Genomic DNA, 15,192 nt, shown 5'->3' with positions numbered 1-15,192 from the left:
AGCATGCACCAGGTGGCCAGTTGCTCGGCCTCCGCCTTGGCTAGGAGGAGACCGGCTCGGCGTTTGGGTCCGGCACCGTTTCCTCGGCACCCGTGGCGACGGCCGCGGTCTTGTACGTGGTGCTGTCGAGGTAGCTGTTGAACCCGTCCTGGGTGACCTCGCCGGTCTCCTGGAGGACGTACCCGACCGCGAAGATCAGCATGATCATGTCGGTGCTCTTCTGGATCGACTCGCCGGTGAGCGTCTGCACGCCCTTGATCTGCCGGCCGGTCATTCCGTCGACGGTGTCGTTGAAGCTCACAGTCCTGCCTCTTCCTTCTTGGTGTTGAGTTCACGCCGTACGGCCTGCACGGCGAAAGGTGTTACTGCGCTGAGCGTTCGGTACAGCCACGGGTTCGGTGTCTGACCGTCCCACCGGGTGCCGGCGTGGTTCAGCTCGACGTAGATGCCGCCACCGTGGCTGCTGTAGCTGCCGTTGCCGGCCGAGACCTTCGCCTGCATGTTTGTGGCCTTGCCCTTGAGCGAGGCTTTGGTGCGACCGCCGTACACCGGGGCCTGGAACCGGCCCATGACCATCGCCCGATCCTTGATGCGGTCGAACGCGGGGCGTAGACGTCGAGAGTCCGCCTTGAACTTCGCCAGCTTGGCGAGGATCTGCGGCACACCCTCGACGTCCACGTCCACGACGATCATGCGGCGGCGGTGACCCTGGTCGGCACGCCGTCGATCTCCCACTCGATCTCGGTCTCGTGGGCCTCGCCGGCCTCGCCGCCGATGCCGGGCTTGCGCGAGATCCGCACGTCGCCCTTGAAGTGCGGCTGGTCGGCGGAGGCGACCGCGTTGCCGTAGGGCTTGATGACGAACGGGACGACGGTGCCGGACTTGAGCCACGCCATCGTCCACAGGCTGTCTGCGGCGTAGTCGTTGTAGAGCGTCCCGCGCAGGAACCACTGCTCGGTGTCGCCGGTGGCCGCGTTGGCGAACGTGATGAAGTCCGCGTCCTCGCCGTCGTCGGGCTCGGCGCGCACCTCGTGGAGGTAGGAGTTGTACTCCTTGGTGTCGATCATGATCGACAGGTTCTCGCCCTTGGTGCCCTTGAATGGCATTGTGCTCAACTCACTCTCATGCTGATTGCTGCTGTCAGTTCGATCTCCGCGCCGAGAAACTCGTCGTTCTCCCCAGTGAGCGGGCCGCGGATCTCATCGACCACCAGACGGGCGTCGGGGTCGTTCAGGCCGTCGAGCGCGAGCACGCCGGCCTCGATCAGGGTGTCGAGCTTGACCTGGATCTGCCGGCCCGTTCCCTTGCCGGCGATGATCTGCACGACGTAGTGCACGGCGTACGGCATCCCGACCGTGACGGGACCGTCCCGGTCGACGACTCCGGGGATGACCACCGCCACTGGCGGCATGGTCTTGCGGTCCTCCCACGAGGTGACCTGCACCCCTGCCGGCATCGCAGCCTTGAGACCGTCGATGATGTTGTCGCGCAACTGCGTCAGGTTCATCAGAAGTACCCGACGTAGTGACGAGCCTCGCGGAGGATGACGTGGATCGGGTCGCGAGACGAGCGCACCTGGGCGGGTGTGCCGAACCGGTCGTTGACCGAGATCGGTCCCTGGCTGGAGTCGAAGATCTCGGCCCCGACCTTCAGGTACCACTTGCGGAGGATCACGGCCGGGATCGGCCGATCAGGGTGGGCGCAGAAGGCGTCCACGTGCGCGACCGCTTCCTCCAGGTCGCGCACGAGGACGGCATCCTGCTCCGGATCGCCCCCGACGTACTGACGGAACTCGTCGAGCGTCGGCACTGCTGAGGCGGTGTCGCCCTCGGCGGTGCCGTCGTCGAGGGTTCCGTCAGTCGGGGTCGTCATCAGGCACCCGTGGGGAAGGTGACCTTGGTGATGCCCTTCGGCTGCTCGGAGTAGATCCCCTGGTAGCCGTAGAGCGAGAAGTCCTTGGTCAGGTTCACCACGTTCTCGTCCTGGAGCGAGAACGGAGCGCCGGCCGACTCCATCGACGTGATGGCGTCGCGGGAGGCGACGAAGCACGACTTTGCGGGCAGGCGGGGCACGACGACGAGCGGCAGGTTGGAGATCGAACCGCCGAGTTCCACCGAGGACAGGTCCATGTTGCCCCAGGTGTTCTGGCCGTCGCCGTTGACCGAGAACACCGGCCGGCCGGTGCTGTCCTCGATCAGGGCGACGGTCTTGAACACGTCGCGGGAGACGACGATCATGTCCGCGAGCAGCCCCTTGGACTCGTCCTCGATCGCGGCCTTGGCGTCGATGATGAGCGAGATCCACGCCGGCGCGCTGGTGGGCACGCCGCCGACGACGGGGATGGTGTTCGTGCCGGTCAGGCCGAGCAGGAACGTGCGGACGTACAGCTCGAACGCCTCGCCGTACTGGATCCCCATCCAGCGCAGCACGGCGTCGAGGTAGGCGACCTTGTTCCGCTCGATCATCTGCCGCGTCAGGCTCGTTTAGCCGCCCACGGTGCGGACCTTGCCGACGCCCTCGCCGATCTTCAGCTCCAGGTACGACAGGTCGTCGCCCTCGACAGCCTGCACGCCCACGGTGCCGATCTCCTCGATCACCTCGGGGTACTCGAACGAGGTGCCGGACTCGGGGAGCGACTCGCGGGAGAACAGCGTCGACAGCGGCCGGCGGCGGTTCGTCAGCTTGAGCTGCTTGTCCAGCCACACCGGCTGGTCGACGCCGTTCTCCGCCAACGTCGCACCGGTGAAGGCGCGGGTCTGGATGCGCTCGCCCTCGATCTCGAGCGCAGCCTCGCGTACCTCGGTCACGACGTCGGTGTTGCCGGTCAGGAGCGCCTTGAGCAGCTCGCCGCCGGTGCGGGCCTTGTAGGTCTTGCGGCCGCTGCCGGATGCTTGGCCGTCCTTGATGACTTCCATGCGGCGCTCCATGTCGCCGAACGACTCGCGGAGCGCGGCGACCTCGGACTCGGCGGCGTTCAGCTTCGCCTGTTCCTCGGGTGTCATGTCTGTGTTCCCTTCTGTTGCAGCGCTTCTCACGCTCTCGATGACCGCGCCCGAGTAGGCGGGAGTCTCTACGAGCGACACCTCACAGAGGGTCGCCTTGGTGCGCACGACGGTCTCGCCGCGCATCTGGTGCTCGCCCGGCACGAAGCCGACCGAGAAGTACTGGAGGATGCCGTCGCGGGCGAGTTCGAGCACCTCGTCGCCGCGGGCGGTGTTCGCGATGCGGCACTCGACGTAGAAGCCGTCCTCGCGGTTGCGGCTGGCGGTGAGGACACCGACCGGCAGCTCGCCGCGCTTGAACCCGCCGTGGTTGGCGTGGACGGTCACGACGGTGTCGTCAGCGAACGCGCCGCGGGCGAACTCCTCGGGGTAGCCGACGTTGGCCGTCTGGCCGAACGGAACGGCCAGACCGGAGATGATGCGCTTCTGCTCGTCGACGCCGCCGATGGCGGCGGTGCGGATCTCGATCGTCATGCTCGGGTCGCTTTCTTGTTCAGTCGGTACCAGCGTCGGATCTGGTCGGCGGTCCACTCGGGGCGTTCGTCCGCGAGTGCGCGCTCGATGCAGACCTCCATGCCGGGGTCGATGACCTCGATGGTTGCTCCGGCTCGGCGGTACTGCTGGAGCATGAAGTGGCCGGGGTCGGTGTCGATGACCCAGGCCGTCTCGACGACGCCCAGCAGGATCTGGGACACCGCGGCGCGTCGGGCTGCCTGCACGACGCGCCGCAGTGGCTGCGGGGTGTCGTGAGCGGCACCGGAGCCGAAAGCGGTTGCGAGGGAGTCGAAGTCAACGACAGCATCGTTGGGCTTCGCGTTCTCGCGGACGAACGTGGACTTGCCGGCGCAGGGCGGACCGACGACGACGGTGATCATGCGTCGGCCTCCTGCTTCGCGGGTGCTTCCTTCTCGCCCGGTGCCGGCGTGGCCGGGGACTCCTCGGGCTTCGGCTTCGGCAGCGGCCGGAGACCGTCGCGGGCGCGGATCTCGCTGGTGGATCGCAATCCGATCGCGACGTGCTTCTCGTCGACCGCAACCTGCGTCGTGGAGTCGAGACGCAGCAGGGCGGACTCGTCGAGGAATGCCTCCTGGCCGCGCGGGATGACCTCGGTGAAGCCACGCTCGACGGCGTTGATGTACTTCGCCAGCGTGGTCACCAGGAACCGGAGGTTGGACTGCTCCAGGTTCATGTACGTGCGGGACTCGGTGCCGGCCGGGATCATTAGGTCGAAGGCCGGCATACCGAACCGGCGGGCGATCTTCCGGTCGATGGCGTCCTGCACCTCGAGCATCTGCGCCTCGGCGGGCTTGATCGCGAGGTGCTTGTATTCGAGGCCCGACGCGAGGATCACCGACTGGCCGCGGTGCGAGCGGAGGAACTCGTTCCATCGCTTCTGCATGTGATCCTGCTGGTCGGGGTTCAGCGGCTGATCGGTGTTCAGCGTGCCGGACGGGATACCGGCGTCGAACCAGTCCTGCTGGTAGTCCGCGAGGGTCAGCGCGGCGCGCAGGTCCGACTGGCCCTGCTGCACGGGGCCGGTGCCGTGGGCGACACCGTTGATGGCGGTGTGCTTCTTATGCACGACGCGGGAGCGCGGGATCTCACGGCCCATGTGCCCGTACTTCAGCCGCCACGTGCCGTCGCGGAGCTGCTCGCGCACGACCGTCATCTCGGTGGGCGAGGTCGGCACCAGGTTGGCCGTCTGCGGGTCGCCCTGGCGGAGCCAGAAGAACTCGCCGTGCAGCGCGAGGTCGTTGACGGTGACCTGGACGAACTCCTCGTAGTCCATGTCCAGGTTGGGCCGGGTCAGGATCGTCGGGTATGCGCCGCGATCCTTGTCACGGTCGAGCACCACGCCGTTGCGTCGGGAGCCGGCCGGCATCGAGGACATCATCGTGTTGATCTGATCGACCGAGCGGGAGACCGCACTGATGCGCAGGGCGTCCAGGGGAGAGACGTACAGCGGGGACCGCGGCGGCGGCAGAATGGCCGGCCGCGGTGAGTCGCCGCCGGCAGAGCCGACCGAGCCGCTGCGCGTCTCGACGGCCGGCTCACCGAATCCGAAAAACTCCCTGATGTTCATCGCGGACGACGCTAGGGGCGTCGGAGCGATTCTCCTGCGGTGGTTTTCAGAAGATGCTGATAGGAGACACGAACGGCTGCTGCGATTCGGCCATGAACGCCGCCATGACGGTCGCGGACACCGCCTCGATATCGCCGAGCGACTTGGTCTCGTCGATCACGACGCCCTGACCGGCGTTCACGGTCACCGTGCGCGGGATCTGCGTCTGGATCTCGGGGTCGCCGGCGTGCACCAGGCGACCGTCCTTGACCATCGAGTGCACCGCGACGGTGGCGTTGGCGAGGTTGCCGCGGGTGATGTACTCCGTGGTGAGCCGGTGCGCCGAGTTGAGCGTCAGGATGGTCGGCTTCATCGTCTCGGCCGACGCGACGAACTTCTCGACGTGAATGTGCCGCGCCAACTCGACCAGCTTCGCCTCCAGCAGCTCCGTGTTGCCGAACGTGATGGTGCCGATGAGTTGGGTGTAGACCTTCTCGTTCCACTTCACCGCGGCGACGATGCTGATGTAGTCCCACGAGCGCCTGGAGCGGGCGAACGCGACGATCATCGGCTGCTTGCGGGCTGCTGCCGGGATCGGACCGCCAGCGGCGGCGAGCCAGGCCGGCAGCGGCATCCATGTGTTCTCGACGGAGACCATCTCGTTGCGCCTGTAGCGGCGGTACTCGGACTCCTGCATCTCGCGACCGTTGCGCAGCTCCGCTTCGAGCGAGAGCCGGCCGGATGCGATGGCGGGATTGGCCTGGACGAGCGCCTCGGGGTCGTACAGGTCGAGCGACGGGTCGCTCATCCACAGGAAGAATCCGAACCGGGGGTTGTGGCCCTCGGACTTCGCCGCGGCCTCCTTGCCGGTGCGGTAGAGCCGCTTGAGCAGCTCGGAGTTGTCATCGCCGGACGTGGTGAGGCCGAGCACGAGCGCCTTCGGCTGCGCGGACGCGCCGAGGACGAGCGCGAACCACGTCTCGGGCTTGAGCAGGTGCAGCTCGTCCAGCAGCATGAGGTTGCCCGAGAAGCCTTGCAGCCCTGAGCCATCGCCTGCGGCCTTCACGACGTAGTTGGCGGGTTTGCGCGGGTTCTTCGAGGTGATGCCGGACCGGTCTGTGGTCTTGAATCGGGTCGCCAGCAGCGGCACGTTGTCGATGCAGTAGCGGGTCTTGCGGTAGAGGTTCTTCGCCTGCTCGACGGTCGAGGCCAGCGAGATCACGTCGGGGGCGCGGTTGACCATCAGGATCAGCCCGTATAGGGCGAAGACCGCGCCGAGGACGGTCTTGCCGTTCTGCCGGCCCATCGAGACGACCACCTGCTCGTACACGAGTCGGCCGGCGAGCGCCTGGTCGTGGTAGTCGGCCGGGAACTTCTGGAGGATCTCGCGGATGAGCCACTTCTGCCAGTCGTCCAGGCCGAACTGGTCGGACTGCTCGAAGATGAAGCACTTCTCCGCGAGGCGGATCAGCATGTCGCCCTCGGAGTAGTCCGGGTTCTCGATCGGGCGTGTGTACGTCGACGGCAGCCACACCGGAGCATCGACCATCGTCGGGGCCGTCATTGGCCCAGGATCTCCCGAATGCCGGCATCGAACGGGTCGCTCGACGGGCCGGAGCTGATATCGTCTGGCCGCAGGCGGTGCAGGTCGTTGAAGCACTGCCGGAACTCCATCAGCATCACCGATGGAGGTCCCTTGACCGCCATCTTCGCGCCGTCGAGCTTCTGAGCGATCGTGACCAGCTCGGTCACGAGCGGAGTCTCGGAATCGGACAGCCAATCGTCGTTCGCCGTGATGTACAGATCGACCGCGTCAGCGAACCCGACGTTTCTCGCGACAGCCACCAGAACTCACCTCACACTCGACAGAATCGGACGAATCATGCAGGATTCTATGCACCGTTTATGCATGGACCATGCATGCTGTGCCTGCATACTATGCACCGTTCATGCATCTCGAGCCGTGGGAATCGAACCTGACGCCCTCGGGGGGTGTAAATCCAGGGAGCCCCTCGGTGTCCACCGTCCCCTTTGGCAAAAACCGACCGCGTGACAGGCTCCTGGCAGCCGCCTGCATCATGCATGGCGCTGCATAGTATGCACCCACCATGATGCATACGCATGCATAGTATGCACGCATCATCGAGGCCAGTAGTCAGCGTGGAACCACGTCTTGCGGCCGGCCTCCACCTTCGCGCCCTTGCGCCTGTTGCACCCGAAGCACAGGAGCTGGAGGTTGTCCTCGCTGTCATCGTGACTGATGGTCCACGGCACCACATGGTCCACCTCGCACCGATCATCTGACCCACACTTCACACACACGTACCCAGCACGCGCACGCACACGTGCCTTCACATCGGCCGGCAAGTCACGCCGCTTCACATCAGCCATCAAGATCACCGTCGTACTCACTGAGGTCGAGGTGCTGCACACCGCCATACAGGGCGATCTCGATCAGCATCAGCCTCGCTCGCGCCGTGTGCTTGTTGTCATGGTCAGGTGGTATCGGCACACCGGCCCACACCATGCCGAGGGCGTGATATCTGAGCGCGTCCGCTGCACACTGCGGCCGGAACGGGCACCCAGCACACAGAGCAGCAGCAGCGTCCAGCTTCGTACGCCACTGTCCACCAGGCACATTGGCGTACTCGAACTCAGCACTACGCCCTCGGCAGCGGCTCACTCCGCCGGCTCCTGGTAGCCCCACGACATGGAGCCCTTCAGGTTGCCCTCGGCGTCCGAGATCTCCACCACGATCATCTGCCGCTCAGCATCGAACGACGTAGCGACGAACCGACCAGGCAGGCCGGCCAGGGACGTGAGGTGGCCGCTCACAGCTCGTCGTCCGCGTAGTGCTCGCCACCATGACCGCTGGTGAGCATGCAGCCCTCCTCGAAGCACGAGCCCGCCGGCCGATCCCACATCGTCAGGCCGGAGCGGTCCTCCGTCTCGCCCTGCGCCTCCGCGTCCTTCGCCACCATACGCATCAGCGTCTCCGTGGCCGACTCGACCGACTTCCGCGCCGCCGCGATCGACCCGAGCGCCTGGGTGACGTCCCACCGCAGCAGGTCCGTCTCGTTCATTTCCGTCAGCAGGAAGCGGCCGGCCGCGTGCAGCACCGTGATCGGCTGCACCAGATCGGCCGCAGCGAACGCCACCGCGTCGATCGTGCGGGATACCTCGTTGGTCATCAGAACAGAGCTCCATCTTGGGGTTGCAGGGAAGAGGATCGAACATGATCAGCACCGACAGCGATCACCACGCCGCCGGCCGAATGCACCTGGGAGTACAGGAAGTACGCAGCCTCGGGCAGGACGACGACAGTGGCACCGAGCCGCTGCGCCATCACCACCACCTCACGGCCAGGCTTCGCAGTGGTGAGAACGAAAGACGCATCGAACGGGGGAGCAGCACTGTTGACCTCAAGCACCACACCAAACGGGGTCACGACAGACCGGTTGCACTCACGCACGAGAGAGACCTGCCGACTGTAGAGACGTACAACAGTCATGAATCCTCCAGTCCCAGTGAGTCATACGGTCTACCTAATGGAGCACCCAAGGGTGCCGGTGTCGAGCTGACCACCCAGCCCGAACCACCCAGTTTTTCCGCTCCCCGGTTGTCAGCCCAACGCCTCTGGCCTCGCGTCCGAATGGACACAAGGCTTTTGGTAATACCGGCCCGCCAATGATCAGTCTTTGGTCCGGTCCCACCAGCTAGGTCTGATGGCTTCGTAAGGGAACTCGTGCCTAGAGCGGTCGGTTAACGGCTGACCCGCCAGATAGCGCCGTGGAGCCTTGAACGGGTCAGCGGCCGGCATCACCGCCCCGGATGGTGGCGATGCCGTGCACTGTCATGTCGTGCAGGTATTGGCCGTAGCGACCGCCCTGCACGTACACCTGACGGCCGGCGCATGGTGTGAGGGCGCAGATGCGCTGCCACTCCCACTCGGCCGGCCTGCGTGTTGTGAAGCCCATGCGCTCTAGCTCGTCGGCTTCACTCACGACGGCATGGATGCGGTGCTCGGTGGTGGCGGTCATCGGCCGGCCTCGGCCTGGGCGTCCTGGCGGCACTCGATGCAGATCGGCGGCACAGGGATGACGCGCTTCGGGTTGAACGGGCGCTCACACACGTCACACACGACGCGCTTGTACTTGTCGCCCTGGTCGATCATCAGTCGTCCGCGGGCAGCTTGAAGGCGAGCCGCTCCCAGTAGTCCGACCGCTCCAGGTCGTGCTCACCGACGACGGACGGCAGGCCGGTCTTGGGGTCGATCTCCTTCAGCGCGAGGGCGTAATTCCGCTCAGACAGGAACAGGGCCTCGCGGCGCGTCATGCCGAGCGACCGGGCATCGGTGACGAGCTGGTCGTCGATGGCGATCACAGCGCGACCACGTGCAGGATGATGTCTGACAGCCGGGTGAAAACCCTGGTGCAACCGCGGCACCTGCTCGGCAGGCGTTTGCGCGCAAACTCGTTGAATGCTGCCAGGTGGTCAGAGCAGAAGTGGCAGGTCATGTCGCCCTCTTTGACCTGGGTGCCGTTTTTGTACGCCAAGACATGCCCGTGCACCGTCACCGAGAAATCGGAAGGTGCCTCGCACGCCTTCTTTCCGTCACGTGCATCGCACGTCGGCTGGAAGTCGAGGTGCTCGATAGTCAGGACACTGACGGCCGGCGCGGTCACGACGGCATCCCGTGCGCGAGGACGTACACCGCGGCGAGCAGAGCCACCAAGCCGAACGACCACAGTGCCGGCAGGAGCGCCAGCCACACGCGGCGCGTCATGCCTGCACCTTCTCGATGGCAGCGAGCAGCTCGGCCGGCGACGACTCAGCGAGGTGATTCAGTACCCGCCGCCGGTCCATGTCCGACAGTCCGAGCGATGCGTCGAGGGCACGGGTCTGGTCGATCCACAGCGCGGCTTCCTGGTCGAAGTTCATCGGGTGGCCTTCTCTGCTGCGAGGTGCTCGATCTCGGCCCGGTCGAAGACGAACTGACCGAGGCGACCGGGGAGCTTCCTGCACGGCACGACGCCGGCCGCGATGCGGCGCTGGAGCGTCGACTTCGTCAGCCCGAGGATTCTGGCTGCCTCACGTGCGTTAATCACATCGCTGTAATCGGTCACAGGACGATGGTGAATCAATTGATTGCAACTGTCAACAAAAAGACCTACGCCCCGTTATTGCACCAATTGGCCCACCGGCCTAATATCAGTCTCATGACCAGTGCAGTGAGGGTGGGGACGACGATCCCCGAGTGGACGCTCGCGGACAGATTCCGCAAGGCGCGTGAGCACGCGGGCCTGAGCCAGATCGAGCTGGCGCAGGCGATGGAGGTCGGCCGCAGCGCTGTTGCTCGCATCGAGCAGGGGACGGCCACGCCGAAGCGACCGGTTGCGCTCGCGTGGGCGTTCGCCACGGGCGTCGACTGGGACTGGCTGATGGGCGTCGAGGTTCCCCCGACGCCGGCGTGCCCCCACCAGGGCTCGAACCTGGGACCTGCGGATTAAAAGTCCGTAGCTCTACCAACTGAGCTATAGGGGCGGTGCTCGACGAGTGTAATGGACCCCGGGCGGTCGCTCTCGACCTGGCCTCGCGTCGGGAGTGACGCATTCACCATTCACCTATTCGCTATGAATCATCACCATTCTCGCCGGTCGACATTCGGACGCGGGCCGGGCATATATCCGACAAACCGGTCATCGGAACGCACGACACGCTGGTGGGGCCGTCCGAACACGCCGGACGAACCCGCTCGAGCTCGATGTTTGCGGCCACGTCCGAGGGGATTCTCAGGTTTGTCGGCTACCCTTCACTCAGTATCAGGGCCCTTCAGGGTGTTCAATTTCGGAGGCAGCAGCGCAATGGCACAGCAGGAACGTGCTCGACGCACCCGGGCCGCGATCGTCGAGGCAGCCGCGTACGAGTTCAGCAAGCGTGGGTACACCGCGGCGTCGGTCAACACGATTCTCGAGGGATCACGCGCCACCAAGGGTGCGATGTACTTCCACTTCAGCTCGAAGGAAGAACTGGCTCGCGCCGTTCTGCAGACCGCGATGGAGAAGTACGTCGCGATCATGGACGTGGAGCGCCCGGACGGCGTCGACGCCCTCGAGTGGCTGCACAACCTCATCTTCCAGCTCGCCCGGTCCTTCGACGAGAACGTCGTCGTGCGTGCGGAGTTCCGTCTCGTCGTCGAGCCCGAGTTCCACGCGAGCATCCGCGAGGGAGCGGGCGCCGTGTGGGGTCGCACCGCACACAAGCTCGCGGCCGAGGCGCACGAGACCGGTCTGCTGCGCCCCGACATCGATCCGCGCATGTTCACCCGCGTGCTGGTGACCTCGCTCGCCGGCCAGCGGTACATGGCCGATCTGACCGCCGAGGACACCGACCTGGTGGTGCTGTTCGAGGAGTCACTCGAGGTTCTCCTGATGGCGATGGCGTCGCGGGAATGGCTCGACAAGTGGCGCGTCAACGGGTGGCCCCGAGTCGACGCTGTGAGCGTCGAAACATAGCCTCACCTGCGGATTTGTGAAATTCCGAAGCGGTGTCCTAAGCTATCCAAGCTCCCAACGGAACGCCGTTGGGGTACGGTCGGAGCGATTCGACGGGCCCCCTTCGTTTAGCGGCCTAGGACGCCGCCCTTTCAAGGCGGTAGCGCGGGTTCGAATCCCGTAGGGGGTACGTTTCAGCGAGTGACAACGCTGGAGCGGGAGTGGTGAGAAGTAGGACGAAGATGCAGTAGGGTCTTCCACGCAGTACATGCTTCACAGCATGGCCCTGTGGCGCAGTTGGTTAGCGCGCCGCCCTGTCACGGCGGAGGTCGCGGGTTCGAGTCCCGTCAGGGTCGCAACACCTCAGAGGTCGCAATACCTCAGTGATGCGATGATCGTCAGCACCGAGTAGTACAGCATCACCGGTACCCGCGAGGGTGCCCACGGCCAGGTAGCTCAGTCGGTACGAGCGTCCGCCTGAAAAGCGGAAGGTCGCCGGTTCGATCCCGGCTCTGGCCACCGAGAATGGACACAGACTGGAACCACCTGCCCGCGCAGGTGGTTCTTCTCGTTTCCGGACCCGTCGTCCTAGGTCGCCGACGCCCGGGTGGTATCGATAGGGCATGACTGACATCGATGCTGACGTGATCGTGGTGGGGGCGGGTATCGCCGGTCTACGGTGCGCCGGAGCGCTGCGCCGGCGTGGATTCACGGTGCGGGTCGTGGAGGCGGGCGACGCCCCGGGGGGACGGATCCGCACCGACGTCGTGGACGGCTTTCGCTGTGATCGAGGCTTCCAGCTCCTCAACCCCTCCTACCCGGCCGTGAAGCGTCATGTCGACGTGTCCGCGCTCGATCTGCGGGTCGCCGGTCGCGGTGTGCGGATCGTCGACGACTCGGGGCGAGCGCACACGATCGCCGACCCGACACGGCACCCGGGCCTGCTGCTCGGGACGGTGCGGTCCGCGGCTCGCCTCGGCCTGCTGCACCCGGGCGCCGTCGTCGGTGCCGCGCGGTGGGCGTTGCCCGCTGTCGGACCGGTGCGCCGCCTGGCCGCGTCCCCCGACGCTGCACTCGCCGACGACTGGGACCGCGTCGGCCTCCGCGGTCCGCTGCGCTCCGCACTGCTGGCTCCGTTTCTCAGCGGGGTCCTCGCCGACGGCGCGGGAGACACGTCGGACCGCTACGTCCGGCTCGTGCTCCGCAGCTTTCTTCTCGCGACACCCGGTGTGCCGAACCGCGGAATGCAGGCGTTCCCCGAGCAGCTCGCCCGCGATGCCGGGGTCGACATCGCGTACTCCTCGCGCGTCGAGCAGGTCACCGACGGCGCGGCACCCGCCGTGCGGATCGCCGACGGGTCGGTGCTGCAGGCCCGCGCGGTGGTGGTGGCGACGGACGCGCGAGGCGCGACCGAGCTGACGGACACCCGGACCTCTCCCATGCGCGGGTTGTCGACGTGGTGGTTCGAGGCCGACGCCGCGGAATCCGACGAGTTCCTCCGCATCTCGGGGACGGGCGGCGTGGTGGTCAACACCGCCGAGATGAGCTCCATCGCACCGGGATACGCGCCGACCGGGAAGACCCTGGTGCAGGCGACCACGCTGCTGGACGACGCCGGTCCCGCCGAGGAGTCCGTCGTGCGCGCCGTTCTCGATCGGCTGTGGGGTCGGTCCACCGCGTCGTGGCGGGTGATCGTGCGTCACGACGTGCGGCGTGCGCTCCCGGTCCAGGCACCCGGGACGTCGCTCCGGCGATCGCTGCAGGTCGGTGACCGCGTGCTGCTCGCCGGCGACCATCGCGACACCCCGTCGATCCAGGGTGCTCTGGTGTCGGGTGGTCGCGCGGCCGCCGAGGTGGCGCGGCTGCTCGGCTGACGCGGCGTCCGGTTCGTGGGCCGGAGCGATCTCCACGGAATCTTCACAACGTGTCCCCGAGACCCGCGCATGATGCCGTTACGGTCTGTTTCATGGATCGACGACGAATTCTGGTGGTCGAGGACGAACGGGCTCTGGCCGACGCGATCGCGGCACGGCTGCGGTCCGAGGGCTTCGACGTCGACCTCGCGTCGACCGGACCGGCCGCCGTGGAGACGGTGGCCCGCACGAACCCCGACCTGGTGGTCCTCGACGTGATGCTGCCCGGGTTCGACGGTCTCGAGGTGTGCCGACGCATCCAGTCCCGCCCCGAGGGCGCCGTCGCCGTCCTCATGCTCACGGCGCGGTCGGACGAGACGGACCAGCTGGTGGGCCTCGGGGTGGGTGCGGACGACTACATGTCCAAGCCGTTCTCGATGCGCACCCTGGTGGCCCGCGTGCACGCACTGCTGCGCCGGGTGGAACGCCATCCCGCGCCGTCGCCGACCGTCGTGCACGAGTTCGACGACGTCCGGGTCGACGAGCGCGCGCGGCGGGTCTTCCGTGACGGCGACGAGGTCCACCTGACACGCACGGAGTTCGATCTCCTGCTGTTCCTCGCTCGGCGGCCGGGCGCGGCCTACGCGCGAGATCGATTGCTGTCGGACGTGTGGGGGTGGTCGCGCGACGACTCCATGACGTCCGTGCCGTCCCGCACGGTCGACAGCCACGTCAAGGCGTTGCGGCGCAAGCTGGGGTCCGACGTCGTGCGCACCGTCCACGGCGTCGGGTACGCGTTCCGGGCACGCGGATGATCCGCCCTCTCGACTCGCTGCGCTCGTTCAAGGTCAAGACCGGCCTGGTGGTGGTGATCGCGCTGTTCGCGGCGTCGGGCACCTTCTGGCTCGCGGCGCAGCAGCCGTTCCGGTACGCGCTGCTGCTCGCACTCGTCGTGGCTCTGGTGGTCACGCAGATCGTCGCGCACGGGATGACCTCGCCGCTGCGCGAGATGACCGCAGCCTCGCGAGCGATGGCGAACGGGGACTACACGCACCGGGTTCGTGCCACGTCGCGGGACGAGATCGGCCAGTTGGCCGTCGCGTTCAACACGATGTCGGCAGACCTCGCAGAGGCCGACCGCTACCGTCGGGAGCTGATCGGCAACGTCTCGCACGAACTCCGGACACCGATCGCGTCGCTGCAGGCCGTGCTCGAGAACATCGCCGACGGGGTGCAGGAGGCGACCCCGGCGACGGTGGGAGTCGCCCTCGAGCAGACCGAACGTCTGGCTCGGCTCGTCGACGACCTCCTGGATCTCTCGAAGCTCGAGGGTGGCGCACTCGGTCTGTCGCGCAGCACGTTCGACCTCCGTCAGTTCCTGACCAGCGTGGTCACCCAGAGCACGGCGATCCGGTTCTCGGTGTCGGTCGAGCCTCCCGGTGCGACGGTGACCGCCGACGAGGAACGGGTACGGCAGGTGATGGCCAATCTGGTCGAGAACGCCGTGCGCCATGGTCCGCCCGACGGTGCAGTGGCCGTGTCGGCCGTGGTGGGTGACGACACGGTGCGCATCGACGTGGTCGACGAGGGCGACGGGATCGCGCCGGCCGATCGCGCTCGGGTGTTCGACCGGTTCGTCCGCGGCGGGTCGACCGACGGCGGCACCGGCATCGGGCTCGCCATCGCTCGATGGGCCGCCGAGTTGCACGGCGGCACACTCGATGTGGTCGACGTCGGCGCCGGGTGTTGCTTCCGGCTCACTCTTCCCGTCTGACCCCCAC

27 protein-coding genes and 4 tRNA genes are annotated in these 15,192 nt (G+C 66.7%); 8 read left to right on the top strand and 23 right to left on the bottom strand.

Going from position 1 to position 15,192, the window contains the following annotated elements:
- Positions 1-40: 40 nt before the first annotated feature.
- From QE449_RS17445 to QE449_RS17350, 22 genes are all read right to left on the bottom strand, one after another.
- Entirely contained in the window at positions 41-301 is a 261-nt protein-coding gene (locus tag QE449_RS17445) for a hypothetical protein (RefSeq protein WP_307109267.1), read from the bottom strand.
- Positions 298-693: a hypothetical protein gene (locus tag QE449_RS17440; RefSeq protein ID WP_307109266.1), complete on the bottom strand. Its 396-nt coding sequence runs from the start codon at positions 691-693 to the stop codon at positions 298-300. The genes QE449_RS17445 and QE449_RS17440 overlap by 4 nt, the downstream gene beginning before the upstream one ends.
- Positions 690-1,115 (bottom strand): hypothetical protein, encoded by a 426-nt coding sequence (locus QE449_RS17435; protein ID WP_307109265.1) that lies wholly within the window; start codon positions 1,113-1,115, stop codon positions 690-692. Before QE449_RS17435 ends, QE449_RS17440 begins: the two co-directional genes overlap by 4 nt.
- Positions 1,112-1,507 carry a hypothetical protein gene (locus QE449_RS17430; RefSeq protein ID WP_307109264.1) on the bottom strand — a complete coding sequence of 132 codons (396 nt, stop codon included), beginning with the start codon at positions 1,505-1,507 and terminating at the stop codon, positions 1,112-1,114. Before QE449_RS17430 ends, QE449_RS17435 begins: the two co-directional genes overlap by 4 nt.
- A complete protein-coding gene (locus QE449_RS17425) occupies positions 1,507-1,872 on the bottom strand; it encodes a hypothetical protein (protein ID WP_307109263.1) in 366 nt (121 codons plus the stop codon). Before QE449_RS17425 ends, QE449_RS17430 begins: the two co-directional genes overlap by 1 nt.
- The gene (locus QE449_RS17420; RefSeq protein WP_307109262.1) at positions 1,872-2,465 is read right to left on the bottom strand and encodes a hypothetical protein; all 594 of its coding nucleotides are present in this window, start codon (positions 2,463-2,465) and stop codon (positions 1,872-1,874) included. The genes QE449_RS17425 and QE449_RS17420 overlap by 1 nt, the downstream gene beginning before the upstream one ends.
- 18 nt (positions 2,466-2,483) lie before the next feature.
- Positions 2,484-3,476, bottom strand: coding sequence for an HK97 family phage prohead protease (locus tag QE449_RS17415; protein ID WP_307109261.1), 993 nt, complete (start codon positions 3,474-3,476; stop codon positions 2,484-2,486).
- Positions 3,473-3,877, bottom strand: a complete 405-nt coding sequence (locus QE449_RS17410; RefSeq protein WP_307109260.1) for a hypothetical protein — start codon at positions 3,875-3,877, stop codon at positions 3,473-3,475. The genes QE449_RS17415 and QE449_RS17410 overlap by 4 nt, the downstream gene beginning before the upstream one ends.
- Positions 3,874-5,085 carry a phage portal protein gene (locus QE449_RS17405; protein ID WP_307109259.1) on the bottom strand — a complete coding sequence of 404 codons (1,212 nt, stop codon included), beginning with the start codon at positions 5,083-5,085 and terminating at the stop codon, positions 3,874-3,876. Before QE449_RS17405 ends, QE449_RS17410 begins: the two co-directional genes overlap by 4 nt.
- A gap of 46 nt (positions 5,086-5,131) precedes the next feature.
- On the bottom strand, positions 5,132-6,628 hold the full coding sequence (locus QE449_RS17400) for a terminase large subunit domain-containing protein (RefSeq protein WP_307109258.1): 1,497 nt from the start codon (positions 6,626-6,628) through the stop codon (positions 5,132-5,134).
- The gene (locus QE449_RS17395) at positions 6,625-6,816 is read right to left on the bottom strand and encodes a hypothetical protein (protein ID WP_307109257.1); all 192 of its coding nucleotides are present in this window, start codon (positions 6,814-6,816) and stop codon (positions 6,625-6,627) included. Before QE449_RS17395 ends, QE449_RS17400 begins: the two co-directional genes overlap by 4 nt.
- Before the next feature lie 387 nt (positions 6,817-7,203).
- A complete protein-coding gene (locus QE449_RS21475) occupies positions 7,204-7,455 on the bottom strand; it encodes an HNH endonuclease (RefSeq protein ID WP_373428397.1) in 252 nt (83 codons plus the stop codon).
- Positions 7,448-7,747: a WhiB family transcriptional regulator gene (locus QE449_RS21470; RefSeq protein ID WP_373428310.1), complete on the bottom strand. Its 300-nt coding sequence runs from the start codon at positions 7,745-7,747 to the stop codon at positions 7,448-7,450. The genes QE449_RS21475 and QE449_RS21470 overlap by 8 nt, the downstream gene beginning before the upstream one ends.
- The gene (locus QE449_RS17390; RefSeq protein ID WP_307109256.1) at positions 7,744-7,899 is read right to left on the bottom strand and encodes a hypothetical protein; all 156 of its coding nucleotides are present in this window, start codon (positions 7,897-7,899) and stop codon (positions 7,744-7,746) included. Before QE449_RS17390 ends, QE449_RS21470 begins: the two co-directional genes overlap by 4 nt.
- Positions 7,896-8,255: a hypothetical protein gene (locus QE449_RS17385; RefSeq protein WP_307109255.1), complete on the bottom strand. Its 360-nt coding sequence runs from the start codon at positions 8,253-8,255 to the stop codon at positions 7,896-7,898. The genes QE449_RS17390 and QE449_RS17385 overlap by 4 nt, the downstream gene beginning before the upstream one ends.
- On the bottom strand, positions 8,255-8,575 hold the full coding sequence (locus QE449_RS17380; RefSeq protein ID WP_307109254.1) for a hypothetical protein: 321 nt from the start codon (positions 8,573-8,575) through the stop codon (positions 8,255-8,257). Before QE449_RS17380 ends, QE449_RS17385 begins: the two co-directional genes overlap by 1 nt.
- A 295-nt stretch (positions 8,576-8,870) precedes the next feature.
- On the bottom strand, positions 8,871-9,104 hold the full coding sequence (locus QE449_RS17375) for a hypothetical protein (RefSeq protein WP_307109253.1): 234 nt from the start codon (positions 9,102-9,104) through the stop codon (positions 8,871-8,873).
- The gene (locus tag QE449_RS17370; protein WP_307109252.1) at positions 9,101-9,238 is read right to left on the bottom strand and encodes a hypothetical protein; all 138 of its coding nucleotides are present in this window, start codon (positions 9,236-9,238) and stop codon (positions 9,101-9,103) included. Before QE449_RS17370 ends, QE449_RS17375 begins: the two co-directional genes overlap by 4 nt.
- A complete protein-coding gene (locus tag QE449_RS17365) occupies positions 9,238-9,447 on the bottom strand; it encodes a hypothetical protein (RefSeq protein ID WP_307109251.1) in 210 nt (69 codons plus the stop codon). Before QE449_RS17365 ends, QE449_RS17370 begins: the two co-directional genes overlap by 1 nt.
- Positions 9,444-9,749, bottom strand: a complete 306-nt coding sequence (locus QE449_RS17360; RefSeq protein ID WP_307109250.1) for a hypothetical protein — start codon at positions 9,747-9,749, stop codon at positions 9,444-9,446. The genes QE449_RS17365 and QE449_RS17360 overlap by 4 nt, the downstream gene beginning before the upstream one ends.
- 97 nt (positions 9,750-9,846) lie before the next feature.
- On the bottom strand, positions 9,847-10,005 hold the full coding sequence (locus QE449_RS17355) for a hypothetical protein (RefSeq protein WP_307109249.1): 159 nt from the start codon (positions 10,003-10,005) through the stop codon (positions 9,847-9,849).
- Positions 10,002-10,190 carry a helix-turn-helix domain-containing protein gene (locus tag QE449_RS17350; protein WP_307109248.1) on the bottom strand — a complete coding sequence of 63 codons (189 nt, stop codon included), beginning with the start codon at positions 10,188-10,190 and terminating at the stop codon, positions 10,002-10,004. Before QE449_RS17350 ends, QE449_RS17355 begins: the two co-directional genes overlap by 4 nt.
- Before the next feature lie 6 nt (positions 10,191-10,196).
- On the opposite strand from QE449_RS17350, the gene QE449_RS21465 reads away from it, so the two are divergent.
- Positions 10,197-10,574 (top strand): helix-turn-helix domain-containing protein, encoded by a 378-nt coding sequence (locus tag QE449_RS21465; protein WP_373428396.1) that lies wholly within the window; start codon positions 10,197-10,199, stop codon positions 10,572-10,574.
- Here the strand turns inward: QE449_RS21465 and QE449_RS17345 are convergent.
- Positions 10,536-10,608, bottom strand: a tRNA-Lys gene (locus QE449_RS17345). The two genes, QE449_RS21465 and QE449_RS17345, sit on opposite strands and share 39 nt — an antisense overlap.
- A gap of 320 nt (positions 10,609-10,928) precedes the next feature.
- Between QE449_RS17345 and QE449_RS17340 the strand changes: the two genes are divergently transcribed.
- The 7 genes from QE449_RS17340 to QE449_RS17310 all read left to right on the top strand — a co-directional run bounded on the left by QE449_RS17340 (position 10,929) and on the right by QE449_RS17310 (position 15,185).
- Entirely contained in the window at positions 10,929-11,579 is a 651-nt protein-coding gene (locus tag QE449_RS17340) for a ScbR family autoregulator-binding transcription factor (RefSeq protein ID WP_027504258.1), read from the top strand.
- 96 nt (positions 11,580-11,675) lie between these two features.
- Positions 11,676-11,748, top strand: a tRNA-Glu gene (locus QE449_RS17335).
- A 92-nt stretch (positions 11,749-11,840) separates the two neighbouring features.
- Positions 11,841-11,914 (top strand) — tRNA-Asp (locus QE449_RS17330).
- An 89-nt stretch (positions 11,915-12,003) separates the two neighbouring features.
- Positions 12,004-12,077, top strand: a tRNA-Phe gene (locus tag QE449_RS17325).
- 104 nt (positions 12,078-12,181) lie between these two features.
- A complete protein-coding gene (locus tag QE449_RS17320; protein ID WP_222640941.1) occupies positions 12,182-13,432 on the top strand; it encodes an FAD-dependent oxidoreductase in 1,251 nt (416 codons plus the stop codon).
- A 92-nt stretch (positions 13,433-13,524) separates the two neighbouring features.
- A complete protein-coding gene (locus tag QE449_RS17315; protein WP_222627822.1) occupies positions 13,525-14,226 on the top strand; it encodes a response regulator transcription factor in 702 nt (233 codons plus the stop codon).
- On the top strand, positions 14,223-15,185 hold the full coding sequence (locus tag QE449_RS17310; protein ID WP_307109247.1) for a HAMP domain-containing sensor histidine kinase: 963 nt from the start codon (positions 14,223-14,225) through the stop codon (positions 15,183-15,185). The genes QE449_RS17315 and QE449_RS17310 overlap by 4 nt, the downstream gene beginning before the upstream one ends.
- Positions 15,186-15,192 lie beyond the last annotated feature (7 nt).

The organism is Rhodococcus sp. SORGH_AS_0303, from assembly GCF_030819335.1.
Lineage (GTDB): Bacteria > Actinomycetota > Actinomycetes > Mycobacteriales > Mycobacteriaceae > Rhodococcoides.
This window is presented reverse-complemented; position numbering and strand designations above follow the sequence as displayed.

What these genes read in the sequence shown, in the direction of transcription:
- QE449_RS17380 (WP_307109254.1), bottom strand. Translation starts at nt 8,575, where the DNA reads ATGACTGTTGTACGTCTCTACAGTCGGCAGGTCTCTCTCGTGCGTGAG.
- QE449_RS17425 (WP_307109263.1), bottom strand. Translation starts at nt 1,872, where the DNA reads ATGACGACCCCGACTGACGGAACCCTCGACGACGGCACCGCCGAGGGC.
- QE449_RS17410 (WP_307109260.1), bottom strand. Translation starts at nt 3,877, where the DNA reads ATGATCACCGTCGTCGTCGGTCCGCCCTGCGCCGGCAAGTCCACGTTC.
- QE449_RS17310 (WP_307109247.1), top strand. Translation starts at nt 14,223, where the DNA reads ATGATCCGCCCTCTCGACTCGCTGCGCTCGTTCAAGGTCAAGACCGGC.
- QE449_RS17375 (WP_307109253.1), bottom strand. Translation starts at nt 9,104, where the DNA reads ATGACCGCCACCACCGAGCACCGCATCCATGCCGTCGTGAGTGAAGCC.
- QE449_RS17420 (WP_307109262.1), bottom strand. Translation starts at nt 2,465, where the DNA reads ATGATCGAGCGGAACAAGGTCGCCTACCTCGACGCCGTGCTGCGCTGG.
- QE449_RS17340 (WP_027504258.1), top strand. Translation starts at nt 10,929, where the DNA reads ATGGCACAGCAGGAACGTGCTCGACGCACCCGGGCCGCGATCGTCGAG.
- QE449_RS17370 (WP_307109252.1), bottom strand. Translation starts at nt 9,238, where the DNA reads ATGATCGACCAGGGCGACAAGTACAAGCGCGTCGTGTGTGACGTGTGT.
- QE449_RS17355 (WP_307109249.1), bottom strand. Translation starts at nt 10,005, where the DNA reads ATGAACTTCGACCAGGAAGCCGCGCTGTGGATCGACCAGACCCGTGCC.
- QE449_RS17400 (WP_307109258.1), bottom strand. Translation starts at nt 6,628, where the DNA reads ATGACGGCCCCGACGATGGTCGATGCTCCGGTGTGGCTGCCGTCGACG.
- QE449_RS17440 (WP_307109266.1), bottom strand. Translation starts at nt 693, where the DNA reads ATGATCGTCGTGGACGTGGACGTCGAGGGTGTGCCGCAGATCCTCGCC.
- QE449_RS17415 (WP_307109261.1), bottom strand. Translation starts at nt 3,476, where the DNA reads ATGACGATCGAGATCCGCACCGCCGCCATCGGCGGCGTCGACGAGCAG.
- QE449_RS17405 (WP_307109259.1), bottom strand. Translation starts at nt 5,085, where the DNA reads ATGAACATCAGGGAGTTTTTCGGATTCGGTGAGCCGGCCGTCGAGACG.
- QE449_RS17430 (WP_307109264.1), bottom strand. Translation starts at nt 1,507, where the DNA reads ATGAACCTGACGCAGTTGCGCGACAACATCATCGACGGTCTCAAGGCT.
- QE449_RS17385 (WP_307109255.1), bottom strand. Translation starts at nt 8,255, where the DNA reads ATGACCAACGAGGTATCCCGCACGATCGACGCGGTGGCGTTCGCTGCG.
- QE449_RS17315 (WP_222627822.1), top strand. Translation starts at nt 13,525, where the DNA reads ATGGATCGACGACGAATTCTGGTGGTCGAGGACGAACGGGCTCTGGCC.
- QE449_RS21465 (WP_373428396.1), top strand. Translation starts at nt 10,197, where the DNA reads ATGGTGAATCAATTGATTGCAACTGTCAACAAAAAGACCTACGCCCCG.
- QE449_RS21475 (WP_373428397.1), bottom strand. Translation starts at nt 7,455, where the DNA reads ATGGCTGATGTGAAGCGGCGTGACTTGCCGGCCGATGTGAAGGCACGT.
- QE449_RS17320 (WP_222640941.1), top strand. Translation starts at nt 12,182, where the DNA reads ATGACTGACATCGATGCTGACGTGATCGTGGTGGGGGCGGGTATCGCC.